At 66.0% G+C, this 22,264-nt stretch carries 21 protein-coding genes and 3 pseudogenes; 11 read left to right on the forward strand and 13 right to left on the reverse strand.

Annotated features, from left to right (window positions below; all coding sequences use genetic code 11):
- Positions 1-231: 231 nt before the first annotated feature.
- Together AB0B25_RS30225 and AB0B25_RS30230 are read right to left on the reverse strand one after the other, a co-directional pair.
- The gene (locus AB0B25_RS30225) at positions 232-492 is read right to left on the reverse strand and encodes a hypothetical protein (RefSeq protein WP_357186752.1); all 261 of its coding nucleotides are present in this window, start codon (positions 490-492) and stop codon (positions 232-234) included.
- 101 nt (positions 493-593) lie between these two features.
- Positions 594-1,171, reverse strand: a pseudogene (locus tag AB0B25_RS30230) (TIGR03619 family F420-dependent LLM class oxidoreductase); the annotation flags it as partial.
- A 158-nt stretch (positions 1,172-1,329) separates the two neighbouring features.
- Here AB0B25_RS30230 and AB0B25_RS30235 point away from each other — a divergent pair.
- On the forward strand, positions 1,330-1,722 hold the full coding sequence (locus AB0B25_RS30235; protein ID WP_357186696.1) for a MerR family transcriptional regulator: 393 nt from the start codon (positions 1,330-1,332) through the stop codon (positions 1,720-1,722).
- A gap of 119 nt (positions 1,723-1,841) precedes the next feature.
- On the opposite strand, the gene AB0B25_RS30240 is transcribed toward AB0B25_RS30235, so the two are convergent.
- Positions 1,842-2,723 carry a helix-turn-helix domain-containing protein gene (locus AB0B25_RS30240; RefSeq protein WP_357186699.1) on the reverse strand — a complete coding sequence of 294 codons (882 nt, stop codon included), beginning with the start codon at positions 2,721-2,723 and terminating at the stop codon, positions 1,842-1,844.
- A gap of 97 nt (positions 2,724-2,820) precedes the next feature.
- Here AB0B25_RS30240 and AB0B25_RS30245 point away from each other — a divergent pair, with 97 nt between their 5' ends.
- Entirely contained in the window at positions 2,821-3,612 is a 792-nt protein-coding gene (locus AB0B25_RS30245) for an SDR family oxidoreductase (protein WP_357186702.1), read from the forward strand.
- A 1-nt stretch (position 3,613) separates the two neighbouring features.
- Positions 3,614-4,690: a diacylglycerol kinase gene (locus tag AB0B25_RS30250; protein ID WP_357186704.1), complete on the forward strand. Its 1,077-nt coding sequence runs from the start codon at positions 3,614-3,616 to the stop codon at positions 4,688-4,690.
- Positions 4,691-4,757: 67 nt separating this feature from the next.
- Here AB0B25_RS30250 and AB0B25_RS30255 read toward each other — a convergent pair whose 3' ends face one another.
- Entirely contained in the window at positions 4,758-5,234 is a 477-nt protein-coding gene (locus AB0B25_RS30255; RefSeq protein ID WP_357186707.1) for a nuclear transport factor 2 family protein, read from the reverse strand.
- A gap of 508 nt (positions 5,235-5,742) precedes the next feature.
- Between AB0B25_RS30255 and AB0B25_RS30260 the strand changes: the two genes are divergently transcribed.
- From AB0B25_RS30260 to AB0B25_RS30280, 5 genes and pseudogenes are all read left to right on the forward strand, one after another.
- Positions 5,743-5,874: a hypothetical protein gene (locus AB0B25_RS30260; protein WP_357186710.1), complete on the forward strand. Its 132-nt coding sequence runs from the start codon at positions 5,743-5,745 to the stop codon at positions 5,872-5,874.
- A 227-nt stretch (positions 5,875-6,101) separates the two neighbouring features.
- On the forward strand, positions 6,102-6,935 hold the full coding sequence (locus AB0B25_RS30265) for an IclR family transcriptional regulator (protein ID WP_357186713.1): 834 nt from the start codon (positions 6,102-6,104) through the stop codon (positions 6,933-6,935).
- Between the two features lie 254 nt (positions 6,936-7,189).
- Positions 7,190-8,594 (forward strand): annotated as a pseudogene (locus AB0B25_RS30270) (amidohydrolase family protein).
- Positions 8,595-8,604: 10 nt separating this feature from the next.
- Positions 8,605-9,555 carry an antibiotic biosynthesis monooxygenase gene (locus tag AB0B25_RS30275; protein WP_357186716.1) on the forward strand — a complete coding sequence of 317 codons (951 nt, stop codon included), beginning with the start codon at positions 8,605-8,607 and terminating at the stop codon, positions 9,553-9,555.
- A gap of 310 nt (positions 9,556-9,865) precedes the next feature.
- Positions 9,866-10,741, forward strand: coding sequence for an expansin EXLX1 family cellulose-binding protein (locus AB0B25_RS30280; protein ID WP_357186719.1), 876 nt, complete (start codon positions 9,866-9,868; stop codon positions 10,739-10,741).
- Positions 10,742-10,746: 5 nt separating this feature from the next.
- Here AB0B25_RS30280 and AB0B25_RS30285 read toward each other — a convergent pair whose 3' ends face one another.
- Together AB0B25_RS30285 and AB0B25_RS30290 are read right to left on the reverse strand one after the other, a co-directional pair.
- Positions 10,747-12,435: an FAD-binding dehydrogenase gene (locus AB0B25_RS30285; protein ID WP_357186721.1), complete on the reverse strand. Its 1,689-nt coding sequence runs from the start codon at positions 12,433-12,435 to the stop codon at positions 10,747-10,749.
- Positions 12,432-13,067 (reverse strand): TetR/AcrR family transcriptional regulator, encoded by a 636-nt coding sequence (locus tag AB0B25_RS30290; RefSeq protein WP_357186724.1) that lies wholly within the window; start codon positions 13,065-13,067, stop codon positions 12,432-12,434. Before AB0B25_RS30290 ends, AB0B25_RS30285 begins: the two co-directional genes overlap by 4 nt.
- A 232-nt stretch (positions 13,068-13,299) precedes the next feature.
- Between AB0B25_RS30290 and AB0B25_RS30295 the strand changes: the two genes are divergently transcribed.
- The gene (locus AB0B25_RS30295) at positions 13,300-14,301 is read left to right on the forward strand and encodes a zinc-binding alcohol dehydrogenase family protein (RefSeq protein ID WP_357186747.1); all 1,002 of its coding nucleotides are present in this window, start codon (positions 13,300-13,302) and stop codon (positions 14,299-14,301) included.
- Positions 14,302-14,460: 159 nt separating this feature from the next.
- Positions 14,461-15,117 carry a cutinase family protein gene (locus tag AB0B25_RS30300; protein WP_357186727.1) on the forward strand — a complete coding sequence of 219 codons (657 nt, stop codon included), beginning with the start codon at positions 14,461-14,463 and terminating at the stop codon, positions 15,115-15,117.
- 93 nt (positions 15,118-15,210) lie between these two features.
- On the opposite strand, the gene AB0B25_RS30305 is transcribed toward AB0B25_RS30300, so the two are convergent.
- The 6 genes and pseudogenes from AB0B25_RS30305 to AB0B25_RS30330 all read right to left on the reverse strand — a co-directional run bounded on the left by AB0B25_RS30305 (position 15,211) and on the right by AB0B25_RS30330 (position 19,684).
- Complete coding sequence (locus AB0B25_RS30305) at positions 15,211-15,624, reverse strand: OsmC family protein (RefSeq protein ID WP_357186730.1); 414 nt, start codon at positions 15,622-15,624, stop codon at positions 15,211-15,213.
- A pseudogene (locus AB0B25_RS30310) lies at positions 15,621-16,985 on the reverse strand (LLM class flavin-dependent oxidoreductase). The gene AB0B25_RS30305 and the pseudogene AB0B25_RS30310 overlap by 4 nt, the downstream one beginning before the upstream one ends.
- 12 nt (positions 16,986-16,997) lie before the next feature.
- Positions 16,998-17,564 carry an ABC transporter substrate-binding protein gene (locus tag AB0B25_RS30315; RefSeq protein ID WP_357186750.1) on the reverse strand — a complete coding sequence of 189 codons (567 nt, stop codon included), beginning with the start codon at positions 17,562-17,564 and terminating at the stop codon, positions 16,998-17,000.
- Positions 17,549-18,076: a hypothetical protein gene (locus tag AB0B25_RS30320; RefSeq protein ID WP_357186733.1), complete on the reverse strand. Its 528-nt coding sequence runs from the start codon at positions 18,074-18,076 to the stop codon at positions 17,549-17,551. Before AB0B25_RS30320 ends, AB0B25_RS30315 begins: the two co-directional genes overlap by 16 nt.
- A 25-nt stretch (positions 18,077-18,101) precedes the next feature.
- Entirely contained in the window at positions 18,102-18,839 is a 738-nt protein-coding gene (locus tag AB0B25_RS30325; RefSeq protein WP_357186736.1) for an ABC transporter ATP-binding protein, read from the reverse strand.
- Positions 18,839-19,684, reverse strand: a complete 846-nt coding sequence (locus AB0B25_RS30330) for an ABC transporter permease subunit (protein WP_357186739.1) — start codon at positions 19,682-19,684, stop codon at positions 18,839-18,841. The genes AB0B25_RS30325 and AB0B25_RS30330 overlap by 1 nt, the downstream gene beginning before the upstream one ends.
- 143 nt (positions 19,685-19,827) lie before the next feature.
- On the opposite strand from AB0B25_RS30330, the gene AB0B25_RS30335 reads away from it, so the two are divergent.
- Entirely contained in the window at positions 19,828-20,496 is a 669-nt protein-coding gene (locus AB0B25_RS30335; protein ID WP_357186742.1) for a GntR family transcriptional regulator, read from the forward strand.
- Between the two features lie 109 nt (positions 20,497-20,605).
- On the opposite strand, the gene AB0B25_RS30340 is transcribed toward AB0B25_RS30335, so the two are convergent.
- Positions 20,606-21,850, reverse strand: coding sequence for a cytochrome P450 (locus AB0B25_RS30340; RefSeq protein ID WP_357186744.1), 1,245 nt, complete (start codon positions 21,848-21,850; stop codon positions 20,606-20,608).
- Positions 21,851-22,264: the final 414 nt, after the last annotated feature.

Below are 22,264 nucleotides of genomic sequence, written 5' to 3' on the forward strand. Positions count from 1 at the left end.
CAGGGTGTGGGAGAGTAGGACACCGCCGGAACATCTTTCACCGAAGGCCCTCGACAAGTGTCGAGGGCCTTCGGCATTTCCCCCACACGACAACAACTCTCCACACCGACATCGCGTAATCGCTCTATGGCCCGCGACGGGCCTGTCGGCAATTGTCTTTTTCTCGGGAATAGTGCTGCGGCTGAACGGAATCCGGTGCTAAGGATTGCTCGCTGTCTCCGGCGTTATCGGTCATGCGGCTATGGCCCGTTCGCGGATCTCCACCGCCGTCTCGAGCATCTGCCGAGTGCTGGTGAACCAGTCCTGCAGATTCAGATCCACGATGAACTCGTCTGCGCCAGCCTCTGCGGCCGTTCGGACATCGTCCATCACCTGGTCGAGAGTGCCGACGAACGCCGATCGGTCAGGTCCGGCCGGACGGTCGGTGAAGGTGACGTTGCCCACCACCACCATCTCCATCCGGCTCGTATCCCGGCCATACTCGGAAGCCATTTCCGGATGCGGTCCCAGCTTGCGCGCAGTTCTGTCGCTCCGGCCCGCCCGGGTGTAGTACGTAACGGCAGCCAACCGTCTGCGCGTTCGGCAATGCGTTGTAGGGCCTTGGAACTGGTGCTGCCACCGCTGCCGAGCATCACCGGAATTCTCGAAACGGGCTTGGGCAGGACCGAGGCGTTGTCGACAACTCCGCGCGGACCCCGGACGGTCACCGGGTCCGGCCCCCACACAGCTTCGAAGACGTCCAGCGTCTCGTCGAGGAGGCGGCCGCGGTCCGCTCGCGTGGTTCCGGTGGCTTGGAGTTCGTCGGTGGACCAGCCGGTGCCCATCCCTGCGACCACGCGGCCGCCGCTGATCTGATCGACCGTAGCCAGCGCCTTCGCCAGCTGGACGGGTGTGTGGAGTGCGGCGACCAGAACGGCAGTGCGAGGCGCACCTTTTCGGTCGCCACTGCCGCTGCCGTGAGGACTGCCAGGGGGTCGGCGGTCTGCCGCTGGGTTTCCGGCCAGGGCACGGTGGGCGGGGCGTATGGTTCGGCCGGGATCTCGGGGAAGAGCAGTCGTTCGTACGTCCACAAACTGGCGTATCCGGCCGCTTCGGCCGTTCTGGCTGCTTCGACCAAGTCGTGTTGTAGGTCGACTCCCGCTCTCTGGGGCAGGCGAAGTCCGAGTTTCATGTGAAGCCTCCGATGGAGTCGTGATTGTCGTAGCCGGCAGGAGCTGCGCCGGCCGCAGACTTCCACCGGCTGTCCAGGCAGAGTGCGGCTGTTCCAGGTCCATCCAGCGAGTCTTGAACACTCACATCGGTGTGAAGGTCAAGGGTAAGCTCGAGCACATGCGAATCGGAGAGCTCGCCGAGCGCACCGGTGTCTCCCGTCGGCTACTGCGCTACTACGAGGAGCAGGGGCTGATCACACCCAAACGCGCCCGCAACGGTTACCGCGAGTACGGGGAGTCGCACGTGCACGTCGTGCTGCAGATCACCGGACCGCTCGACGCCGGACTGCCGACCCGCATCATCCAGCAGTTCCTGCCGTGCCTGGACACGCCGCAGACCATCTACGTCCCCGATGTGACGACCGAAATGATCGCCACACTGCGAAGCGAGCAAGCCTGGCTGTCCGAACGCATCGAGTGTCTGACCCGCAACAAAGACGCCATCGCCGGCTACCTCGACAAGGTACTCAGCGTCAAGTCGGCGAACAACGGAGGCAGGGCCACGTCATGATCAGGTGCTCATGGTGTCCTCGGGCAGCTCCACGGCGCGACGCTCAGCAGCCTGGCTCGGAATCTCTTTTCCCGCAGCGACTCTCATGAGTCCTGCGCAGCTGTCGAGCGTGTCTGAGATCAGCTGTCGTGCCTGCGCGCGGCCAAAGCCGCGGTGAACTCACGCGCGCTCGCGATTGTGGCCGCAATGAACTCGGCGCGTTCGAGTTTCGTGGTGGCGGCGCGCAGTGGCCCGAGCTGGACTTCGTAGGCGGCAACGCCGGTGGGGTCGAAAACCGGTGCGGCGAGATAACTCAGGGGCAGTTGGTCGTCGGAATCCAATTCCGTTCTGGTGAACGGCCGTGCGGTGAGGGCGGCGAGTTGGCGCAATGCGCGGGTCCGCAGATGTGATTGGAGCAGATCGGCGCCGACCGCGCCGAGGAGGTCGGCGAGCAGGTCGACCATCCCGGCGTCGTCGGTGCGCGGACGGAAGACAGCGACGCCACGCTCGCGGACCAGCGCCAACAGTGAAGCGGCGGTGCGCTGGTCGGTGCCGGCCGCGGTGGCGAGCCAGGTATTCCGCTCACCCGCCGAACGCCACGGCATGACGCTCGCGCCCGCGGGAAACTGCAGCGGAATACGGTGTCCCACCGGGATGCCCGGGACGACGCGATCGCTGCCGTGCCGGACATCGAGCACCGTGAGTCGATCCGGTTCGATCCGGCTGAACGTCGCGCCGTAGCCGGTACGGTCGGCCAGGGCGGTGAGGATCTCTCCGATTCCGTGCGGGAGTGCGGCGCCGGACAGCCCGGACAGCGCGGGTCCGATGCCGTAACCGCGGGCGGTATGACGGATGACCCAGCCTGCCTCGTTCAACTCGGTCAGGATCGCGGTCGCGGTGGCGCGCGCGATGCCGAGTCGCTCGGCGATCCCTGCCACGCTGATCGGCGCATCAGAGGTCGCGAGCAACGACACGATCTCGACGACGCGACGCGTAGGTGGCGACGCGGATCGTTCCGGCATTGCGTCAACCCCTTGTCCCGACTCCGACCTACTCCGTACTATGACGATTATCAGAATAAACTGTGTCGAATATTCGACAGGCGCACAGGGGGCGCGAATGATTCTGGATCGGTTCCGTATCGACGGTCAGGTCGCTATCGTCACCGGCGCCGGTCGCGGCCTCGGGGCGGCGATCGCGGTGGCATTCGCGGAGGCGGGCGCCGATATCGTCCTCGCGGCACGCACGAAGAGCCAGCTGGACGAGGTCGCGGAGCAGGTGGCTGCGACCGGAAGGCAGGCCCATGTGGTGCCGGCGGACCTGAGCGAGGTCGATGCTGCGGCGGGCCTCGCGGCGACGGCCGTCGAACGGTTCGGACGGCTGGATATCGTGGTCAACAACGTCGGCGGTGCGCTGCCGTGCCCGTTGCTCGACACGACACCGCAGATGCTGGCGGAGGCGTTCAGTTTCAATGTCCTCACCGCGCACGGGTTGGTCCGGGCGGCGGTGCCGCGGATTCTCGACACCGCCGGTGGCGGGTCGATCGTGAACATCACCTCCACGATGGGACGCCTGCCGGGGCGCGCGTTCGCCGCCTACGGCACCGTCAAAGCCGCCTTGGCCCACTACACGAAGCTCGCCGCGCTCGATCTGAACCCACGTATCCGGGTGAATGCGATCGCGCCCGGGTCGATCCTGACCTCTGCGCTGGAGGTTGTCGCCGGCAATGCGGCGATGCGCACCGAACTGGAGACCAAGACCCCGCTGCATCGCATCGGCGAACCCGACGACATCGCCGCAGCCGCGCTGTACCTCGTCTCGCCCGCCGGGAAGTATCTCACCGGCAAGATCCTCGAGCCCGACGGCGGCTTGATCGTTCCGAACCTCGACCTCCCGATTCCGGATCTGTGACATGACATATCGCGTAGTGCAATGGGGTACCGGCAATGTCGGCAGGCATGCTCTGGCCGGCGTCATCGCCAACCCCGACCTGGAACTCACCGGGGTGTGCGTGTCCGGGCCTGCCAAGGATGGTGTCGACGCGGGAACGCTTGCGGGACTGAACCATTCGGTGGGGGTCGCCGCGACGACCGATGCGGCCGCGCTGCTGGCATCGGGTCCTGACTGTGTCGTCTACTGTTCGATGACCGATAACCGCCTGTTCGAAGCGGTGCAGGATCTCCGGCGTATTCTCGCGGCGGGAATCAATGTCGTCGCCTGCGCTCCGGTGTTCTTCCAGTACCCCTACGGCGTGCTTCCTGATGACCTGCTCGAGCCGGTCCAAGAGGCGGCCGTGCAGGGGAACTCCTCATTGTGGGTCAACGGCATCGATCCTGGTTTCGCGAACGACTTGCTTCCGCTCGCCCTCGCTGGCACGTGCCTGCGCATCGACCAGGTGCGCTGTCTGGAGATCGTCGACTATGCCAGCTACGACAATCGTGAGGTCATGTTCGACATCATGGGTTTCGGCAAGCCGGTCGACGACATCCCGATGCTGTTGCAGCCGGGTGTGCTCTCGCTCGCCTGGGGTGGCACAGTCCGCCAGCTCGCCGCGGGGATCGGCGTCACGCTCGATGGCGTCACCGAGGCCTACCAGCGGGTCCCCGCGCCGGAGTCGTTCGATATCGTCACCGGGCACATTGCCGAAGGCACCGCCGCCGCACTGCGTTTCGAGGTGCGTGGCATGGTCGGCGACGTGCCGGTCACGGTGCTCGAGCATGTGACCCGGCTGCGCTCCGATCTGTGCCCGGACTGGCCGCAACCCGCGCACCGAGCAGGCTCGTATCGGGTCGAGATCACCGGTGAGCCCAGTTACGCCTTGGATCTGGTGACCTCGAGTCGCCACGGTGATCACAACTACGCGACTCTGCTCGCTACCGGTATGCGCATCGTCAACGCGGTGCCCGCCGTCGTCGCGGCGCCGCCCGGCATTCTCACCGCACTCGATCTCCCGCTGATCACCAGTCCGGCGGTGCGTCCGAGCCGCTGATCCGACGACAGGGTCCTGCATGTTGTCCAGCGCCACCGCGTCTCCGGTCGAAGACGTCCCGACGCGGCTATTCGGCGGGTGCCCACATGTTGGACAGCAAGTGAAAGCTCGGCGTGTCCGACAGCGCCTGCATTGCTTCGTAGATGCGCTGGTAGCCGGTCGAGGAGATGCGCCAGTGGCCGTCGATGTCGCGGCGGTAGCTGTCGGTGTAGTAACCAGCGCCGCGGATCAGGACACGGTATTCCGTCGATATCACAGTGTCCTCGAAAGCCCATGAGCCCGTGGCGGTTTCGCCGTCGATATGAATCTCCGGATGGTTGGCGACGTGGACGGTGACGACCGAGGAGCCGAGGTTCTCCCGCATGAACGCGATGATGGCGTCACGGCCGGTCAGGTGCAGCGGTTCGCCGAGCGCGTGGGTGCCGTAGTGGCCGGTGGCGTCGACGGTCAAGGTGTCGCTGAACTCGTCCCACAATTTGAGATCGAGGGTCCGGAAGTAGCGGTACTTCAGCCGGCGGACCGCTTCGATGGCGTCGAGATCCATCTCTCGAGGGTGGCACGCTCAGGCCCGTCGGACAAGAACGTGTTCCATTCTGGGTCGTCGGTGGTGTGTCGGAAAGCCCCGGCCACCTGACCGGTGCGCCTGCCGGTCGCCGCGTCCTCGCCGCCTCGGCCAGAGCTGCGAGCCCGTCGAACACCGCAGTTTGTGCGCCGGGTACCTCGATGTCCAGGGGGGTAGTGCGGGCATCGGCAGGGATGAACGTGAACGCGAAGAACTCACCGCAAGCAGTCTGCCCCGCACGGCCAGGTCATGTGCCGATTGCTCGTCATCCGCCGCCAGCGTCAGGCGTTCGAGTCGGCGCGATTCGCTCGGCGCGTAGCGGCGAGATGGCGAGCTGGTACCCGGGTGTCGGATTCGAGTCGTGTTCCGTGGACGGCCATCTCGGCGGTGTCGAAACCGCTCGATCGGGTACCCGCATCATGGGGCGTACGACCGTTCTACCGCGGTGGCGCCTGTCCGCACCGTTGCCGTCCCGACCGGAGAGTCCGCGATGACCGAGTATCCCACCGCCCGCGATCCACACCACGGATCCGTCATCGACCAGGACGTCGCCCTACTCGCCGACCGCTACCGCCGCGAGTGCCTGCCCGCGCTGATCGAATCCCAGCACAGGTCCGGGTAGGTGGGCGGCGTTGGGAGGTGACCGGGCGCTGTGTGCCGGCGTCAGCTTCCCGGGCAGTACTGTGTGCTGCTCGATCGGACAATCCTGTCGCGAAAGCGATAGCGGGCGGTGTCCACGGTGGGATTCCGAACGGCTTTGTGGCGGAAGGGAACCAACGTGTGCTGGAAACGAATTAGTCGGGTCGAAGTACTTCTAAGCTCTAGGCGATCATGCAGTGGAGGTGAACAATGACGGTCGAGGCGGTGATCCCGCCGGATTCCGGCGAGTTGTGGAAGGGATCGGGACCCACCGCTCGGCCCGCGCAGCCACCGGTGTCGATGATCGAGCGAATGACGCTGATAATGGAAGCATTCGACGGTGCGACGCCGACTCTGACCCTGGTGAGGCTCGCCGAACGCACCGGGCTGCCGCGCTCCACGGTGCATCGCATTGTCGACCAGTTGATCCGATTGCGCTGGCTCGCGCACGCGCCCGGCGGATACCGCCTCGGTACGCGCACGCTCGAATTGGGTGGGCTGGCGGCCGAACACAACGAGATTCGTGACGCGGTGAGCCCGCTGCTGCACGACCTCTGTCAGCGGACCGGGATGATCGGTCACCTCGGCGTCCTGGACGGGCGCGAGGTGCTGTTTCTGGACAAAGCCGGTGGTCGGTGCGCCGCGGCGGTGCCAACCCGGCTGGGCGGCCGGATGCCTGCGCACAGCACGGCGCTCGGTAAGGCGATGCTCGCCGCACTGGAACCGAGCATCGTCGACGTGTCCTTCCGCGACCGGCTCCCGCAGTTCACCCCACGCACCCTCGGTGACCGCGCCGAACTGCATCGTGAACTCACGCGCACCCGCCAGCGGCAGGGCGTTGCCGTCGACAACGAGGAGTCGCTCCCCGGGATCGCGTGCGTAGCCGTGCCGATTCGCAGCCGTGGCGCCGCGGTGGCGGCCTTGTCGCTGTCGGGTCGGATCAGCGGTGAACAGACGGTGCCGGACACCGTGCGCCTGGCGCGCGTGCTGGTCGAGGCGGCCCAGGAGGCAGGACGTTCGCTCTCTCCCGCGCGCCGGTGCTAGCGCCACCGGGAATCGGCGGCGTATCCCCTCGGCTTTCGGTGCGGTGCTCATCGCCATCGGAGCGGCCGCTGACGAGCACGGGACGGCCGCTAAGCCATGGTGCGTACGCGGCGGGATGGTGATGTCCCAAGGCTTCGACCGTCTGGCTTGCCGGGCTGACGTACGCGAGGTCATCGCGTCCGAAACGGGCCAGGTCCAATAATTATTTCGGCGATCCACTATTGTGGCCGGTTGTTTTGTGGTCTCCTCGGACAGTGAGCCAAGTCCACTTGGGGCACATCTACCACATCGCCGGCAGCCCGGTCGCCGCCGATGCCGCTGACGCACTGGTTTCGGTGCCGGACGGAGCGCTGGCAATCGACGACAACGGTCGAATCGCGTACTGCGGTGGCCGCGCCGAAGTCCCCACCGTTTTCCGCGACGAAAATGTGTTCGATCACCGACCGGGTTTTCTGCTTCCGGGATTTGTCGACACGCACGTTCATTTCCCGCAGACTTTCGCCGGTGACGCGTACGGGGGCGGCCAGCTGCCGGAGTGGCTCGATCACTGTATGTTTCCCGCGGAATCCCGGTATGCCGAGACCGAGTTCGTGCAGCGAGCTGCCCTCGAATTCTGTAACAGACGCACCGCGGCGGGAACTACGGCGGCGATGGTCTTCGGGTCGACTTTTCCGCATGCGCAAGATGCCTTGTTCACCGAGACGCTGCGGTTCGGTCTTCGGATGGTCAGCGGCCGCCGGTGTCCAGACGACCGGCGGGGAATCGGCGGCGCCCTTGATCACCTCCGAGGACGACGCCATCAGGCTGTGCAGGGAAGAGGTCGACAAGTGGCACGCAGCCGACACCGGAAACGTCGACACGGCACTTCTGCATGTGGCGATCGTGCCGCGTTTCGCGCTGTCGGTGACGCGTGAGACGTTGAAAAACCTTGGTGAACTGTACGATTCCGTGCGCGGCCGCGGCGTCTATTTCCACAGCCACCTCAACGAGAACAATCGCCCCGGAACCGGTGAAATCGACACCACGAAGCAGGTCTACGGAGTCGATTCGTACCTCGACACCTACGACGGGAAGTTCCTGGCCGGCTCGGCCGAGGGCGGCAAGAGTCTGCTCGGTCGACGCAGTATTCTCGCGCACTGCGTGCACTGCCAGGATATCGAGCTCCAGCGGATGGCGCAGACCGGCACATCGGTCGCACACTGTCCGGTTTCGCAGCAGTTCTTGGGATCCGGCACGATGCCGTGGAAACGGACGATCGCCTCGGGCGTCAACGTCGCCGCTGGAACCGACTTCGGTGGTGGCGACGAATGGCTGATCCCGCAGGTGTTGTCGGCCGCGTTCAAGGTCCACATTTCCGAGCCGGGAGACGACGCAGTGGCGATGCATCCGGCCGAGATGCTCTTCACGGGGACGCTGGCCGGCGCGCGGGCGCTGGATATGGAAAGTCGATTCGGAAACTTCGATCTCGGCAAAGAAGCGGACTTCCTGGTCGTCGAACCGGCACGCTGGCCCGCCCTGGCGGGTGCGCTGACACGCGGAATCCGGTCCGGAGACCCGAGATCGGCGCGGGATCAAACGCTGTTCGCACTGCTGATGGGTATGCGTGAGCCCGCAATCTCGGAGGCTTACGTTCGAGGCCGTCGCATCGACGCTCGGTGACGGCGCACCGATGACAGCCGCCGCCACCGCGGTCACCGTCTTCCACCGCCCGGCCGACGCCGTCGGTTTCCATGCATGGTTGGCGCGATACACCGAAATTGCCGAGGCCGCACACGGATTCGTAGCGGCTTCGGCTGCAATAAGCGACGACCCGCACCTGGATTCGGGGTTCGCTGTCACTTTTCGATCCGAGCCGCTGATGCACGAATTCCTGGACTCACCCGACCGAACACGGTTGCTGACCGAAGGTGTGACACTCGGGTTCCGCCGCAAGAGTTCGGATCTGATCATCCTCGAAGGCGAATCATCGCCCGCCGGAATCGGCGTCTTCCGACACAACGTCGCCCGCGGCAAGGAAGCCGAATTCATCGCGACGGAATCGCGCCTCGTCGCGGCGAGTTCGAAGTTTTCCGGATTCGAGGGCGGCCTGCTCTTTCCGCTCGATGACACGGGCCGATGGTGTTCGGTGCTTCGGTTTCGAACGGGGCGCCAGCTGTCGGAGTGGATGCACTCGGAAGAACGGGACGCCGTGCTGCCGGAACTGCGTTCGGAGCTGACCGAGGATTTCACGGTCGCCGCGCCCAGCACACCGTTCGGTTCGACGCTGCGCACTGTCGACGGTGAGACACGAATGACGCCGACCTGGAAGATCGCCATGTTGGTGCTGTTGGTGCTATATCCGACAGTGATGACGCTGTCCAGATTCCTCGGGCCGGTGCTGGACGGGATGGGCGCGCAGCCGTGGTTGGCGATGTGGCTGAGCCAGATCGTCAGCGTGGGGTTGATGAGTTGGATTTTGTCGCCCGCGGTCGCGAGGTGCTTTCGGCGATGGCTCGATCCGGTCGATGGTGCGGGATGGCGGGTCGGGATCGCCGGAGCGGCGGTGGTTGTTGTGCTCTACGCCTTGACGCTGCTGTTGTTCGCTTCTGTGCAGTGGTTGCACTACTGGGACTATCAGTGACCGGTGTGCGAGCTCATACCCGACCGTGTCGTTCCGAATTCTGTGCTGTCGGTGCCGCATTGCGGCGTCCGCGCTGACCTCGCCTCGGCCGGCGGAGCGGTGCGGAAGCCGTTCGGGCCGAATCATTTCCGATTCGGCCGTGCTGATGTCCACCAGATGCTCGATGTTTGCGTTGCGCTTGCTGAATCGTGAGTCTTTCAGAGTGAAGAATTTTCGTTCGCGATGTGCGCGGGCGTCCCGGCTGCTTTTCTGAGGGACGTCAGGATGGACGGTCCGCAGGCGAGCCGGAGCTGGGGGAGCGATGCACCGAATGCCGAACGAACGGCGGCGATCTCGTACCGGATGGCTGTGGTCGGCGGCGGCCGTGCTGGCCGTTGTCGGCGCGGCCCTCGGGCTGGCGCAGTCACGGCCGCCGATGTGCGAAGTCGGGGTCACGCCGAACGAGCCGAGCGCACCGTCCCGAGTTCCCGTGCTGGCTTCGACATTTGTGCCGCGAACCCTACCGTCTTCGTCGACCGCGACGGGCGAGGCGCGGTACTACACCCTCGGCCGACGGGTTGCGTGCTCGTTCAGCGGACTGGCTTCGGACGGCTTCTATGCCGCGCTGTCGACCGCGGACTACGGTCGCGCCGACCTGTGCGGTGCAACTCTTGAGCTTCAGGGCCCACGCGGAACGGTGCGGGCCGTCGTCGTCGATCGTTGCCCGGGATGCACTACGGGGCAACTGGTTCTGAACGAAGCGGCATTCGGAGCGGTTGCCGAACCGCGCACTGGGGTGGCGGAGGTCCGTTATCGTGTGGTGCGGGATCCGCAGCCGATGCCGGAACTGACCTACCAGGTGAAGCCGGATTCCTCGTCCGGGTTCGGCATCCTGTTCGACGGCACCGGAAACGCTCTGGCGGAGGTGGCCATTCGCCCTGTCGTAGGCGATCCGTGGCGCGAACTCACGCGTGGGATGGATAACTACTGGCGCTTGTCCGATGCCGGTTCGGGCCCTTTCGGAGCGCGGCTGACGGATGTCTACGGCAACCGCGTCGAGATATCCGGTCTCACCGTGGGACCGGGCCAACGCTCGACCGATGCGCGGCTCTATACCGGTGCTCCTTCGTTCACCGCGACCGCCGTCACATCGTTGGCGCCCCAGGCGGCGCAATCGGACCTGACCCCGCTAGGGTGCGCACCCTAACGGGATCAGGTGAGTTTCGCGGCCGCCCGCCCTGCGGCGCGGCCGGAGAAGATGCAGCCGCCCAGGAAGGTGCCTTCCAACGCGTTGTAGCCGTGCACACCGCCGCCGCCGAATCCGGCGACCTCCCCCGCGGCGTAGAGGCCGGCGAATGCCGAGCCGTCCGGCTTGATCACCTGCGATTCCAAGTTGGTCTGTACGCCCCCCAAGGTCTTCCGGGTGAGGATATTGAGCCGGACGGCGATCAGCGGTCCGGCCGCCGGGTCCAGGATTCGGTGCGGTTTGGCGACCCGGCCCGCCTTGTCACCGAAATACCGGCGCGCGTTGCTGATCGCCATCAGCTGGCTGTCCTTGGTGTACGCGTTGGCCAGTTCCCGGTCGCGGGCGACGATCTGGCCTTCGAGGCTGTCGTAGTCGAGCTGGGGTCCGCGGGCGATCGTGTTCATCCCGTCGACCAGCTCCCGCAGGGTGTCCGCGACCACGAAGTCGACACCGTGCTGCTTGAACGCCTCCACCGGGCCGGGCGCACCCTTCGCGACCCGGCTCTTGAACGTGAGTTTGAGATCTTTGCCGGTGAGGTCGGGATTCTGCTCGGAACCCGATAGCGCGAATTCCTTCTCGATAATGGACTGGGTGAGCACGAACCACGAGTAGTCGTAGCCGGACTTCAGTATCTCCTTCATCGTGGCGTTGGTGTCGAACCCAGGGAAACAGGGCGCGGGCAGCCGTTTTCCGTTCGCGTCGAACCACATCGAGGACGGGCCCGGAATGATCCGGATGGCGTGGTCGGGCCAGATCGGGTCCCAGTTGACGATGCCCTCGGTGTAATGCCACATGCGGTCCCGGTTGACAATGGCGCCGCCGGCCGCCTCGGTGACGCCGAGCATGCGTCCGTCCACGTGGGCGGGCACACCGGAGATGAGTGTCTCCGGGCATTTCCCGAGCCGCTCGGTCGGCCAGTTGCGGCGGATCAGCTCGTGGTTGTGGCCGATTCCGCCGGAGGCCACGATCACCGCCTTCGCCCGGAACTCGAACTCGCCCATTTCGTTTCGGGATGTTGCCTTGCCGCGTTCGAGGTCGGTGTCCTCGAGCACGGCGCCGCGCACGCCGACCACCGCGTCGTTCTCCACGATCAGCTCGTCTACGCGGTGGCGGAAGCTGAAGCCGACGAGCCCGCGACGCTCGCCGTCGAGGACGGGCTCGGCGAACACCCGGACCACCTCGGGACCGGTGCCCCAGGTGAGATGGAAGCGCGGCACCGAGTTGCCGTGTCCGTCGGCGAATCCACCACCACGCTCGGCCCAGCCGACCAGCGGGGTCACGCGCAGGCCGAGGGCTCGCAGATAGTCCCGTTTCTCGGTGGCGGCGAAGTGCACATAAGCTTGCGCCCACTGCCGGGCCCACAGGTCCTCGTCGTCGCGGTCGAACCCGGCCGAGCCGAGCCAATCCTGCAGTGCGAGATCGTAGGAATCCTTGATACCGAGGCGGCGCTGCTCGGGGCTGTCGACGAAGAACAGTCCGCCGAGCGACCAGAACGCTTGACCACCGAGATTGTGGCGGTTCTCCTGGTCGAGCAGGTGTACCGTCCGGCCCGCCTGGACCAGCTCATACGCGGCGACCAGGCCGGCGAGCCCGGCGCCGACGACGATGACGTCCGCCCGCTGTGCCACATCCGAACTGCTGTGGGACATGTTCATCCTTCGGTTGCGGTGCTGTAGGCCAGCACGACGTGGTGGAAGAGTTCGGTGCGCCGGCCGCGGACCACGCCGCTGTCCGGCTCCATCAGGACTTGCACACTGGTGCCGTCGTGGACGGCGATGAGCGCCTGACCCAGCGCGTGCGGGTTCGGCACGTGGCGGCCGACGCGTGCCAGGGCCGCGACGATCGTCGGTATGAGGGCCGCCACGATGGCTTCTTCGCGGGCGGACATCACCTGGCGCAGCGTGGGTGTCCGCAGGGCGTGGGTAGTGAACTCCGCGGTGATCCGGTACCAGCCCTCGTCGACCGGAACGGCTCGCTCCAGCCGTTCGACCACGGTGCGGACATCATCGGTGCCTTCGGCGGCGATATCGTCGAGGATGGTGCTCGCCTCGGCGAGCATCGCCGCCGACCGTTGTTCCCACATGGTCAGGAACAACTCGTCCAGGGAACTGAAGTTGGAGTAGAACGCGCCCCGGGTAAAGCCGGCCCGCTCGCAGACCCGCTCGACGGTGGCGCGGCCGAATCCCTCCTCGGCGAATGCCGCGTAGGCCGCGGCGAGCAATCGGTTCCTCGTCTCGGTGCGGCGTCGGGTGACCCGGGTCGGTGCGGCGGTCGTGGCATCGGACATCACCGGCACCTCCTCGAATCCGACCGCTGGCGGCTTTGGATACAGAAACGTATTCAATCTGGATACAGAAACGTATTCAATACGGGAACGTATCAGAGCTGGCGGCCCCGCGAGTAGGAAACCGCCAGGTAGGGTGAGTTCAGCACATCCGGCCGTGGTCGGGGGCCGGTCCGGCTCGATGCGATCGGTGCGAGGTGATCCGATGAGCGAAGTCCGCGGCGGTACCGACTCGATGCTCTGCTGGCGGGCGCGCAGGCCGGGTCCCATCGACACCGGTCCGATGGACGAGGTGCGCTCGGCCATTCCGGAACCGGCGTCGGGCGAGCTGCTGGTGCGCGTGCTTGCCTGCGGTGTCTGCCGGACCGACCTACACGTGGTGGAGGGGGATCTCCCGGTGCATCGTGCGGGGGTTGTGCCTGGGCACGAGGTCGTCGGTGAAGTCCTCGCCCTCGGGCCGGCGACGGAGGAGGGGTTCGCCGTCGGGGATCGGGTCGGCATCGCCTGGCTACGGCACACCTGTGGGGAATGCGCGTTCTGTCTGCGCGGAGCCGAAAACCTCTGTCCGCGTTCGGCTTATACCGGTTGGGACGCCGATGGTGGCTACGCCGAGTTCGCCTGTGTGCCCGCCGCGTACGCGCTTCGCCTGCCGGACGGCTACTCCGATACGGACACCGCACCACTGCTGTGCGCGGGCATCATCGGATACCGGGCGCTGCGGCGGGCGAACCTGCCGCCCGCCGGACAACTCGGGATCTACGGCTTCGGTGGTAGCGCCCACATCGCCGCGCAGGTCGCGGTCGCGCAGGGCGCCGAGGTGCACGTGATGACGCGTGATCGCGCCGCGCGGGAACTCGCGACTGCCCTCGGTGCGGCGTCGGTGCAGGGCGCGGCGGACCCGCCTCCGGTGCGGTTGGATTCGGCGATCTTGTTCGCGCCCGTCGGCGAGCTGGTGCCGCCCGCGCTGGCCGCGCTCGATCGCGGTGGGGTCCTCGCCATCGCGGGAATCCATCTCAGCGACATTCCTGCGCTGAACTATCAGCAGCATCTGTTCCAGGAGCGAGAGATTCGCTCCGTCACCGCCAACACCCGCGCGGACGCCCGTGAATTTCTCGGTCTCGCGGATGAACACCGGATAAGTCTGACCACGCACGGGTACTCCCTCGGCAGCGCCGGCCGGGCGCTGGCCGACCTCGCGCACGGACGCTTCACCGGCGCGGCGGTTCTCGTTCCGTAGGACGATGCGGCAGGACACGATTCGGCGCTGAGTCCGCATCGGTCGGGTCTAGTTCCTTGACAGTCGTCGGGGCCGTTCTTACCTTCGCGGATATAGCCGAGAAATTGTCACAGCAAGTGTCACTCGGCTGTCTCACAACGGCGTGAGTAGGTGAGCACGATGGCCAACCGGAAGGTGTGTCATTTCGAAAAGTGGCGTGTGGCAAGGGCATTCGCTGTGCTGCTGCTCGCCGCCGGTTTCGGGGCGACGGCGGGATTGCACGCATGGGCGATGTCGTGTGTGGCCGTCGATGTCGCAGTAGCCAGGGGAACCCACGAACCCGGGTATCTGGGTTCGGCGGTCGGTGACCCACTCTATGACCGGCTGTGGCACGCGCTTCCGATGAGTTCGCAGGCTTATCGCGTGAATTACCCCGCGGACCTGCTCGATCCGGCGTCGGTCAGCCTCGGCACCCGGGACATGACCGCCCATGTGCTGCGTCAGGCGGCGATCTGCCCAGAGCAACGGTTCGTGCTGGTCGGATTCTCCCAAGGCGCGGTCGTGGTCCACGGGGTGCTCGGCACCGGCACCGTGATCGCGCTCGGCGGCATCTACTCCCTGCCCGTCGACCTGCAATCCCGGGTGGCGGCGGTGCTGCTGTTCGGGGATCCGGTCGGCCTGCTCGGCGGGAACGTTCCGGATCTGTATTCCACGCGGACCGGAAACTATTGCACCGGTGGTGATCCGATCTGCGGCGCCGGGATCGACCCGAATGCGCACACCAATTACTGGTGGGCGCTGTGGTCCGCCGTGGAGTTCGCCGTGTGTCGGATGTAGGAGCCGCGAACGGGAGGTCGCCCGATGGGGTCGATCGCGGTCGGCTTCACCGGGCGACCACCGCGTGGATGACTTCGTTCGGTTGGGCGGCGCCTACCCGCTCCCGTTGACGACGAGCTCGATTCCGCTTCCCCTCCGGACGGTGTTGTAGATCGGGCAGGTCTCGACGAACCGTGCGGCCAGTGCTTCGGCGGTCGCCTGGCCGACACCGTGGATGTCGATGGACACGGTCGTGAAGTCGTAACGCGTGACGTCCGCTGTGCCGCGCTTGTGGGTGGCCCGGACATCGATGGCGTCGATCGCGATGCCGTCGGCGCCGGCGTTGGACTGGATGTTCGCCATCGCACAGGACGTGAGTGCGGCGAGGAGCAGCTCGCCTGCCTGGATGGCCTCGGCAGGCCCGAAACGTGAGTCGGTGACGAGATGGTTCTCGCGGGCGTGCAGGAGGAATCGTCCGGGCACACCGGCGACGGTCTGCCCGGACACCTCGACGACATCGGTACTCACGCGCCGACCGCCGCGGTCCGGCGGACACGGCGCGCCCACTCACCCCGCTCGACGCGGGACAAGCCGAGATTCTCGCGCAGCGTTCGGCTCTCGTACTCGGTCCGGAACAGGCCGCGCTTCTGGAGTTCGGGGACGACCTGACGGGTGAAGTCCTCGAATCCCCCGGGCTGGTAAGGAGCTTGCACCATGAAGCCGTCGCAGGCGGCCTCGGTGAACCACTGTTCGAGTCCGTCGGCGACCTCGGTCGGGGTGCCGATGAATCCGCCCTCGACGCGGCCGCCGTATCGCTTGCCGAGTTCGCGCAGCGTGAGACCTTCGCGCTCGGTCATCTCGCGCACCTCGCGGTAGTGCCCCTCGACCCCGGGAACCTCGACATCGGGCAGCCGCTCATCGAGCGGGAATGTCGACAGGTCGACGTCCAGGTGGTACGCGAGCGTTGACAGTCCGCCGAGTGGCGGAACCAGGTCGAACAGTTCCTCGAATGTCTGCTGAGCGATCGCGGTGGTCGCTCCCACGACCGGAGCGATCGACGGCAGGATCTTCACCGACTCGGGATCGCGGCCGTGCGCGGCCGCCCGCTCCTTGATTTCCCGGTAGAAATCCTGCGCCGATTCGAGCGAGGCATGGCTGCAGAAGACCACGTCGGACCACCGCGCCGCGAAGTCCTTGCCTTGCGCGGACGCCCCGGCCTGGATCACCACCGGGTACCCCTGCGGCGGCCGCGGGACGTTCAGCGGCCCCTGAACGGTGAACCACCCGCCCTCGTGCCCGATCGCGTGCACCCGATCCGGGTCGGCGAACAGCGGCGCCTCGGTGTCGAGCACCAGAGCGTCGTTTTCCCAACTGTCCCACAGTTTTCCGGCGACTTCGAGGAACTCGTCGGCGCGCTCGTAGCGCTGCTCCCGCGGGAACTGCTCGTCGCGGTTGAAGTTTCGCGCCTCCGACTACTGGAACGAGGTGACGACGTTCCACGCCGCCCGTCCGTCGGTGAGGTGATCGAGACTGGCGAACGACCGGGCGACGGTGAACGGCTGGGCGTAGGTGGTCGAGACCGTCGCGGCGAGGCCCAGATGCGAGGTCACCGCACCCATCGAAGACAACACGTGCAGCGGATCCAGACGCATCGAACCGAGTGCGCCGTTGCGCAACTGGGTGTCGAAGCTGCCGCCGAAACGGTCGGGGATCGAGAGGATGTCCGCGAAGAAGGCGAGATCGAATCGCCCGTCCTCGAGTGTGCGGGCGATGTTCTGGTAGTAACTCGCCGACAGCCAGCCGGGCACGGACGCGGGATACCGCCAGCCGCCGGGTCGACCCGGCCCGGCGGTGATGAAAGCGGCCAGATGCATGCGGGAAGAAGACATGGTTCGGTGGTCCTAGTTCGCGAGAGCCTGGGTGATGGTGGACTTGATGGAGTCGAAGCGCGAGTCCCGCAGCCAGGTGGTGACGTCCACCCGCTCCGGATACACGCCGAGATCGTGGAAGTTGTCGGCGAGGTCTTGGGTGCCGGCGATCGCGGCAGCGTCGACTGCCCGCAATTCGCCGGCCCCCGAGTAGGACAGCCGCCGTGATTTGACGAGGTCGAGATACACCTGTTCCTCGAGATCGCTGTTGCCGAAACCGCCGAGGTCGCCGAATGCCGCGACCGCGACCTCGGGATTGCCTTCGATCCAGCGCTGGGCGTCGCGCACATTGCGGACGAGCTTCGCCGCCGTCTCGGGATGGTTGAACGCCAGGCTTTCACTCGCGACGAAGAACGCGTAGTCGTAGGTCTTCACGCTGGGCAGGGCAACCGCATCGTGCTTGCGCTTGGCCAGTTCGATCGTCGGCTGCCAGCTGATCCAGGCGTCGACCTTGCCTTGCTCGAATGCTGCCTCGGCATCGGCAGCGGTCAGGTTGACGTAGTCGATGTCTTTCAGCGTGAGGCCTACGGACTGCAGTATTTCACCAGGCTGTAGGTGCCGGTGGTTCCGCGCTGGCCGGCAACCCTACGGCCTTTCGGATCCGCTCCCGACGTGATGTCGGATCCGCGCGGCACGAGGATGTCCACCTCGTTCGCGGGAAGCGGGTATGCCACGAGCGGAACCACCGGCACCCCACCACCGATGGCATAGATCACGGCGGTCGCGGTGGCGAAGGAGAAGTCGACGCTGCCCGATTTGATCGCCTCCATCACGGGCAGCGACACTGGGAATCCGGTCGGCCACTGTACGGGCAGACCGAGATCCTTGGCCAGGTCGAAGCCACCCAGGTTGTTGCGCAGGATGGTTCCCGGCTCGGCCTTTCCGTCCCCGATCAGGGCGTAGCGCACCGTCGTGAGCGGACCTCCGGACGTGGTGTCGGCACCGCACGCGGCGAGTGCCAGCGCCGACAGACCGAGCGCACCGGCGCCCGCGGCTTTCAGAAAGCCGCGGCGGTCCAGTGCCGGAAGGGACGAGGTGAGGCGGGATGTCATGACGGGTGCGGCCTTTCGGGTCGATCTAGGGAGAGGCGAGTGCGGTGTCCGCCTGCAGGAGTCCGTCGAGCAACTCCTCTTTCCAGCCGGCGAGCTGACGGTCGCCGCGGTGTCGCGGTCGTGACTGTGGGATGCGCAGGTCACGGGAGATGCCCTGCTTTGTGAGGACGAGGACGCGGTCGGACAGGACGAGGGCTTCCTCGACGTCGTGGGTGACGAGCAGGACCGTGCGCGGATGCTCGGCGAGCACGCGCTCGAGCAGTTGCTGCATGGTGACTCGGGTAATCGCGTCGAGTGCGCCGAACGGCTCGTCGAGCAGGAGTACGTCGGGCTGGTGCAGCAGTGCTCGCGCAAGCGCGACGCGCTGTCGCTGGCCGCCGGACAGCTCTGCGGGCCAGTCCTTTTCCCGGCCGGAGAGTCCGACCGCGCGCAGCAACTCGATGGCCCGTTCCCGCTGATGTCGAGTACCGAGCTGGATGTTGTCGAGGACGGACCGCCAGGGCAGCAACCGGTCTTCCTGGAACATCATTCGCGCGACCAGCCGGGAGGCGTTCGTGCCGACCGGTTCGACAGAGCCGGTGGTCGGCTTCTCGAGCCCGGCGAGGATACGCAACAGCGTCGATTTGCCGACACCACTGGGACCGAGGAAGGACACGAACTCACCCGGTGCGATGCTCAGATCGATATCGCGCAGAACGGGCTTGTCGCGGTATCGGTGGCTGATGCCGACCGGATCGAGTCCGACAAGTGCGGGATGGGGCATCAGCGGTTTCCGTCTCGGTAGTGGGGGTTCCAGCGCAGCACCCGGGCCTCGATCAACCGGGTGATCTGGTCGGCGAGCAGACCGGCGACCGCGTACAGGAGGATGGCGAGCACGATCCGGTCGCTGCGCAGCATGTCGCGGCCGTTCTGTGCGAGAAAGCCGATGCCTTCGCTGGTCGCGATGGTTTCGGCGATCACCAGTGTCAACCACGCGACGCCGAGGGAGTACCGGATACCGGTGAGGATCATCGGCATCGCGCCCGGAACTACGATGTCGCGGATCCGCGCGCCGCGTCCGAGCCCGTAGGACTCACCGAGTTGAATCAGCTTGGGGTCGACGGTGCGAATGCCCGCGACGGTGTTGAGGTAGACGGGGAAGATCACTCCCAGCATGACGAGCACGATCTTCGGTAGCTCGCCGATGCCGAATGCGGCGATCAGTAGCGGGACCAACGCGAGGTGCGGGAGCGCGCGCAGCATCTGCAGCGTGCGGTCGACCAGCCCTTCGGCGATCGTGGAGAGGCCGACGACGAACCCGAGGACGAGTCCGATCGACGCGCCGAGCGTGAATCCGATGAGGATTCGACGCAGGCTGACCAGCAGGTGCCGTTGCAATTCGCCCGAGGTCCACAGCTGATCCGCCGTGGCGAGCACTCTGCTGGGCGGCGGCAGGATCGACGGTGAGATCGCACCGGTCGACGACGCCCACTGCCAGCCGAGGACCACCAGAATCGGAACCACCCACGGCAGCAGCACCGAGGGTCGCAGGCGTCGGCGCGCAGCCACCGGACGCTCGATCGCTGGCAGTGCGCTCAGGGGACGTGCGGCAACCTGGACCTCGGACATGGCCGAAGCGTACGAATCCGGCACCGAAGTGTCTGCATCTGTATACACATGGATTCAAACTCTCTACTCGGGTACCGCCGCTCTGGTAATGGTTGCGTCGCGGTACCGGAGAGAGTCGCGGTACCGGAGAGAGGGGACAAGTCGTGGAACGAGAGCCGTCCGCGTACAAGCAACTGCGCGAGCGCATTACCGGGGGCACGTATCGGCCCGGCACGATGCTGGTACCCGCGACGATCGGGGCGGAGCTCGGCCTGTCCCGCACACCGGTGCGGGAGGCGATGCAACGTCTCGACTACGAAGGCCTGGTGGTCCAGGCGCCGCGCGGGTACCGGGTGCGCGAACGTACCGCCGAGGAAGTGCTCGAGATCTGCGAGGCCCGAATCGCACTGGAATCGGCGATCGCCTACTCCGCGGCGACCCGCCACACCGAACTCGACGTCGCTCGGCTGACCCGCCTGTTCGACCAGGCCGTGGCATCGCCCGACCCCGTCACAAGCCTTGCACTGCACAACGAATGGCACAGCGCGCTGCGCAGTGCGGCGCACAACGAGACGATCGCGGAGCTGATGGACCGGCTCGACGCCCAGCTGCGGGTGTACGACGCGAAAGAAGCGCAGGCCGAGTCGAATCTGCAGCAGATCGAGACCGAGCACCGCGATATCCTCGTCGCGGTCCGGGCGGGGGACGCCGAGGGTGCGCGGCGCCTCATGATCGCGCACCAGTCCCGGACGCGAGATCTGCGCATCGCAGCGATGGCGAACGCAGACTTACATCCAACGCGTGGTCGGAGCATCGGTGGGGTCAGGAGCTGATCATCGGTCCTCGGCCGAATTTTCGGCACGAAGGTGCGCGCAGTTCCCGGCGGAATTTCACGGACCGAGCCTGCCACGCACTGAACGTCACCACTTCGCCCAGCGCAGACTAGCCGGAAACGGTAATCGGAAGGCGCTCCAGCCCTCGGGCCCAGATCGTCGGCCGCCAGGTCAGTTCGTCCTCTCCGATCGCCAGGCCGAAATCGCCTAGTCGTGCGAGCAAAGATTCGAACGCGACCTCGCTCTCCACAATGGCGAACGGTGCGCCGAGGCAATAGGTGATGCCGCGGCCGAAGTCGAGATGCTCGGCATTGTGCGGGCGATCCAACCGAAACACTCCAGGATCCGGAAACTTCTCGGGGTCGCGGTTCGCCGCACCGAACAGCGCGACCAGCGACTCGCCCGCGGTCAGGTCGACGTCGCCCAACCGAGTCGCCTTCGCGGTCTGGCGCGGAACATAGGTGACCGGCGAGTCGTACCGAAGCGTCTCGGTGACGACATCGGCGACCCGCCCCGGCTCCCGGCGCACCGCCTCGAGTTCTCCGGGATGCCGCAGCAATGCGAGCAGGCCATTGCCGACGAGGTTGGTGACATTCTCGTGCCCTGCGATGAGAAGCGTCACCGCAAGGCTGATGAGTTCGCGCTCGCTGAGCCGTTCTCCCTGCTCCTCCGCGTCCAGCAGTTCACTGAGCAGATCCGCACCACGGTTCCTGCGCCGCACCGAGATCAGGGCGAGAAAGTAGCCCTTGAACAATGCGGCCGCCTCGATACCCCGCGCTCGAACCTCATCGGAGATGACGAAGTCGACGGTCGGAGTGATGTCATGGGTCCACGAGCGCAGCATCTCCCGATCCTCCGGCGGCACCCCTAGAATCTCGCACACCACCTGCAATGGCAGCGGGTAGGCGAAGTCCGAGATGACATCTACGGTGTCACCGCCCTTGGCCACGGCCTGGTCCAAGAGTTCGGCCGCCAACTCCCGCATTCTCGGTCGCAGGCGCTCGGCCTTCTCGCGCGTGAACGATCCTGCGACCAGTCGCCGCAACCGGGTGTGATCGGGTGGGTCCAGCGCGAACATGAACTGGCCCATCACATCGTTCAGGCTGTTCTGTCCGAAACTGCGAGCCAATACCTCGGCGAAGTCGCCGCGTACGAAGGTCCGGTGATCACGCAGTAGCTGATCGATGTCAGCAAATCTGGTGAGAAACCGCAGACCGTTGATACCGCGATGGGCCGGATCCAGCGTGCGGAGCCGGTCGAACCACGGGTAGGGATCTCTGATCACTTCCGGTCGTGCCGGGTCGAACTCATCCACACGCGGATCGAAGTCCGACGCCGCCAAAATGCCTGTCACAGCACACCCTTCCCGAATGTCGAGCTGTCCGAAAGCGCACGGGTTCCGATCGAACGCCGATCGTCACCCGCAGCCCTCGATGCATGATCCATCAATAAGTGCATGTCCGCACGCGCGGGACCGCCCATCGGACCGCGCACTATGGTCGCGTCGAACATGGCCCGCCGAGCTCATTGATGGTGGTGCAGGAAAAGGCACGTCTTGCGCGAGCGATGCCGATCGAGGGGGACTGTAAGAACAACGGTGTAACTCTGAATGGAGATGCACCACGATGACTGATGTGGTTGATCGCGAGACCGGTTCGGCCGGTGATGGTTTGAGTGACTCGCAGCTGCGTGCGCTGGTCGATCAAGCGCGGGTGGATGGCTTGCAGCTCACTGGTGAGGGTGGCTTGCTGGGCCGGTTGACCGAGCT

The organism is Nocardia sp. NPDC049190 (genome assembly GCF_040648115.1).
In the GTDB taxonomy this organism is placed as follows: domain Bacteria; phylum Actinomycetota; class Actinomycetes; order Mycobacteriales; family Mycobacteriaceae; genus Nocardia.

Bases quoted from the DNA above. Each gene is read 5' to 3' on its own strand.
- AB0B25_RS30225 (WP_357186752.1), bottom strand. From the start codon at position 492: ATGGCTTCCGAGTATGGCCGGGATACGAGCCGGATGGAGATGGTGGTG.
- AB0B25_RS30235 (WP_357186696.1), top strand. From the start codon at position 1,330: ATGCGAATCGGAGAGCTCGCCGAGCGCACCGGTGTCTCCCGTCGGCTA.
- AB0B25_RS30240 (WP_357186699.1), bottom strand. From the start codon at position 2,723: ATGCCGGAACGATCCGCGTCGCCACCTACGCGTCGCGTCGTCGAGATC.
- AB0B25_RS30245 (WP_357186702.1), top strand. From the start codon at position 2,821: ATGATTCTGGATCGGTTCCGTATCGACGGTCAGGTCGCTATCGTCACC.
- AB0B25_RS30250 (WP_357186704.1), top strand. From the start codon at position 3,614: ATGACATATCGCGTAGTGCAATGGGGTACCGGCAATGTCGGCAGGCAT.
- AB0B25_RS30255 (WP_357186707.1), bottom strand. From the start codon at position 5,234: ATGGATCTCGACGCCATCGAAGCGGTCCGCCGGCTGAAGTACCGCTAC.
- AB0B25_RS30260 (WP_357186710.1), top strand. From the start codon at position 5,743: ATGACCGAGTATCCCACCGCCCGCGATCCACACCACGGATCCGTCATC.
- AB0B25_RS30265 (WP_357186713.1), top strand. From the start codon at position 6,102: ATGACGGTCGAGGCGGTGATCCCGCCGGATTCCGGCGAGTTGTGGAAG.
- AB0B25_RS30275 (WP_357186716.1), top strand. From the start codon at position 8,605: ATGACAGCCGCCGCCACCGCGGTCACCGTCTTCCACCGCCCGGCCGAC.
- AB0B25_RS30280 (WP_357186719.1), top strand. From the start codon at position 9,866: ATGCCGAACGAACGGCGGCGATCTCGTACCGGATGGCTGTGGTCGGCG.
- AB0B25_RS30285 (WP_357186721.1), bottom strand. From the start codon at position 12,435: ATGAACATGTCCCACAGCAGTTCGGATGTGGCACAGCGGGCGGACGTC.
- AB0B25_RS30290 (WP_357186724.1), bottom strand. From the start codon at position 13,067: ATGTCCGATGCCACGACCGCCGCACCGACCCGGGTCACCCGACGCCGC.
- AB0B25_RS30295 (WP_357186747.1), top strand. From the start codon at position 13,300: ATGCTCTGCTGGCGGGCGCGCAGGCCGGGTCCCATCGACACCGGTCCG.
- AB0B25_RS30300 (WP_357186727.1), top strand. From the start codon at position 14,461: ATGGCCAACCGGAAGGTGTGTCATTTCGAAAAGTGGCGTGTGGCAAGG.
- AB0B25_RS30320 (WP_357186733.1), bottom strand. From the start codon at position 18,076: ATGACATCCCGCCTCACCTCGTCCCTTCCGGCACTGGACCGCCGCGGC.
- AB0B25_RS30325 (WP_357186736.1), bottom strand. From the start codon at position 18,839: ATGCCCCATCCCGCACTTGTCGGACTCGATCCGGTCGGCATCAGCCAC.
- AB0B25_RS30330 (WP_357186739.1), bottom strand. From the start codon at position 19,684: ATGTCCGAGGTCCAGGTTGCCGCACGTCCCCTGAGCGCACTGCCAGCG.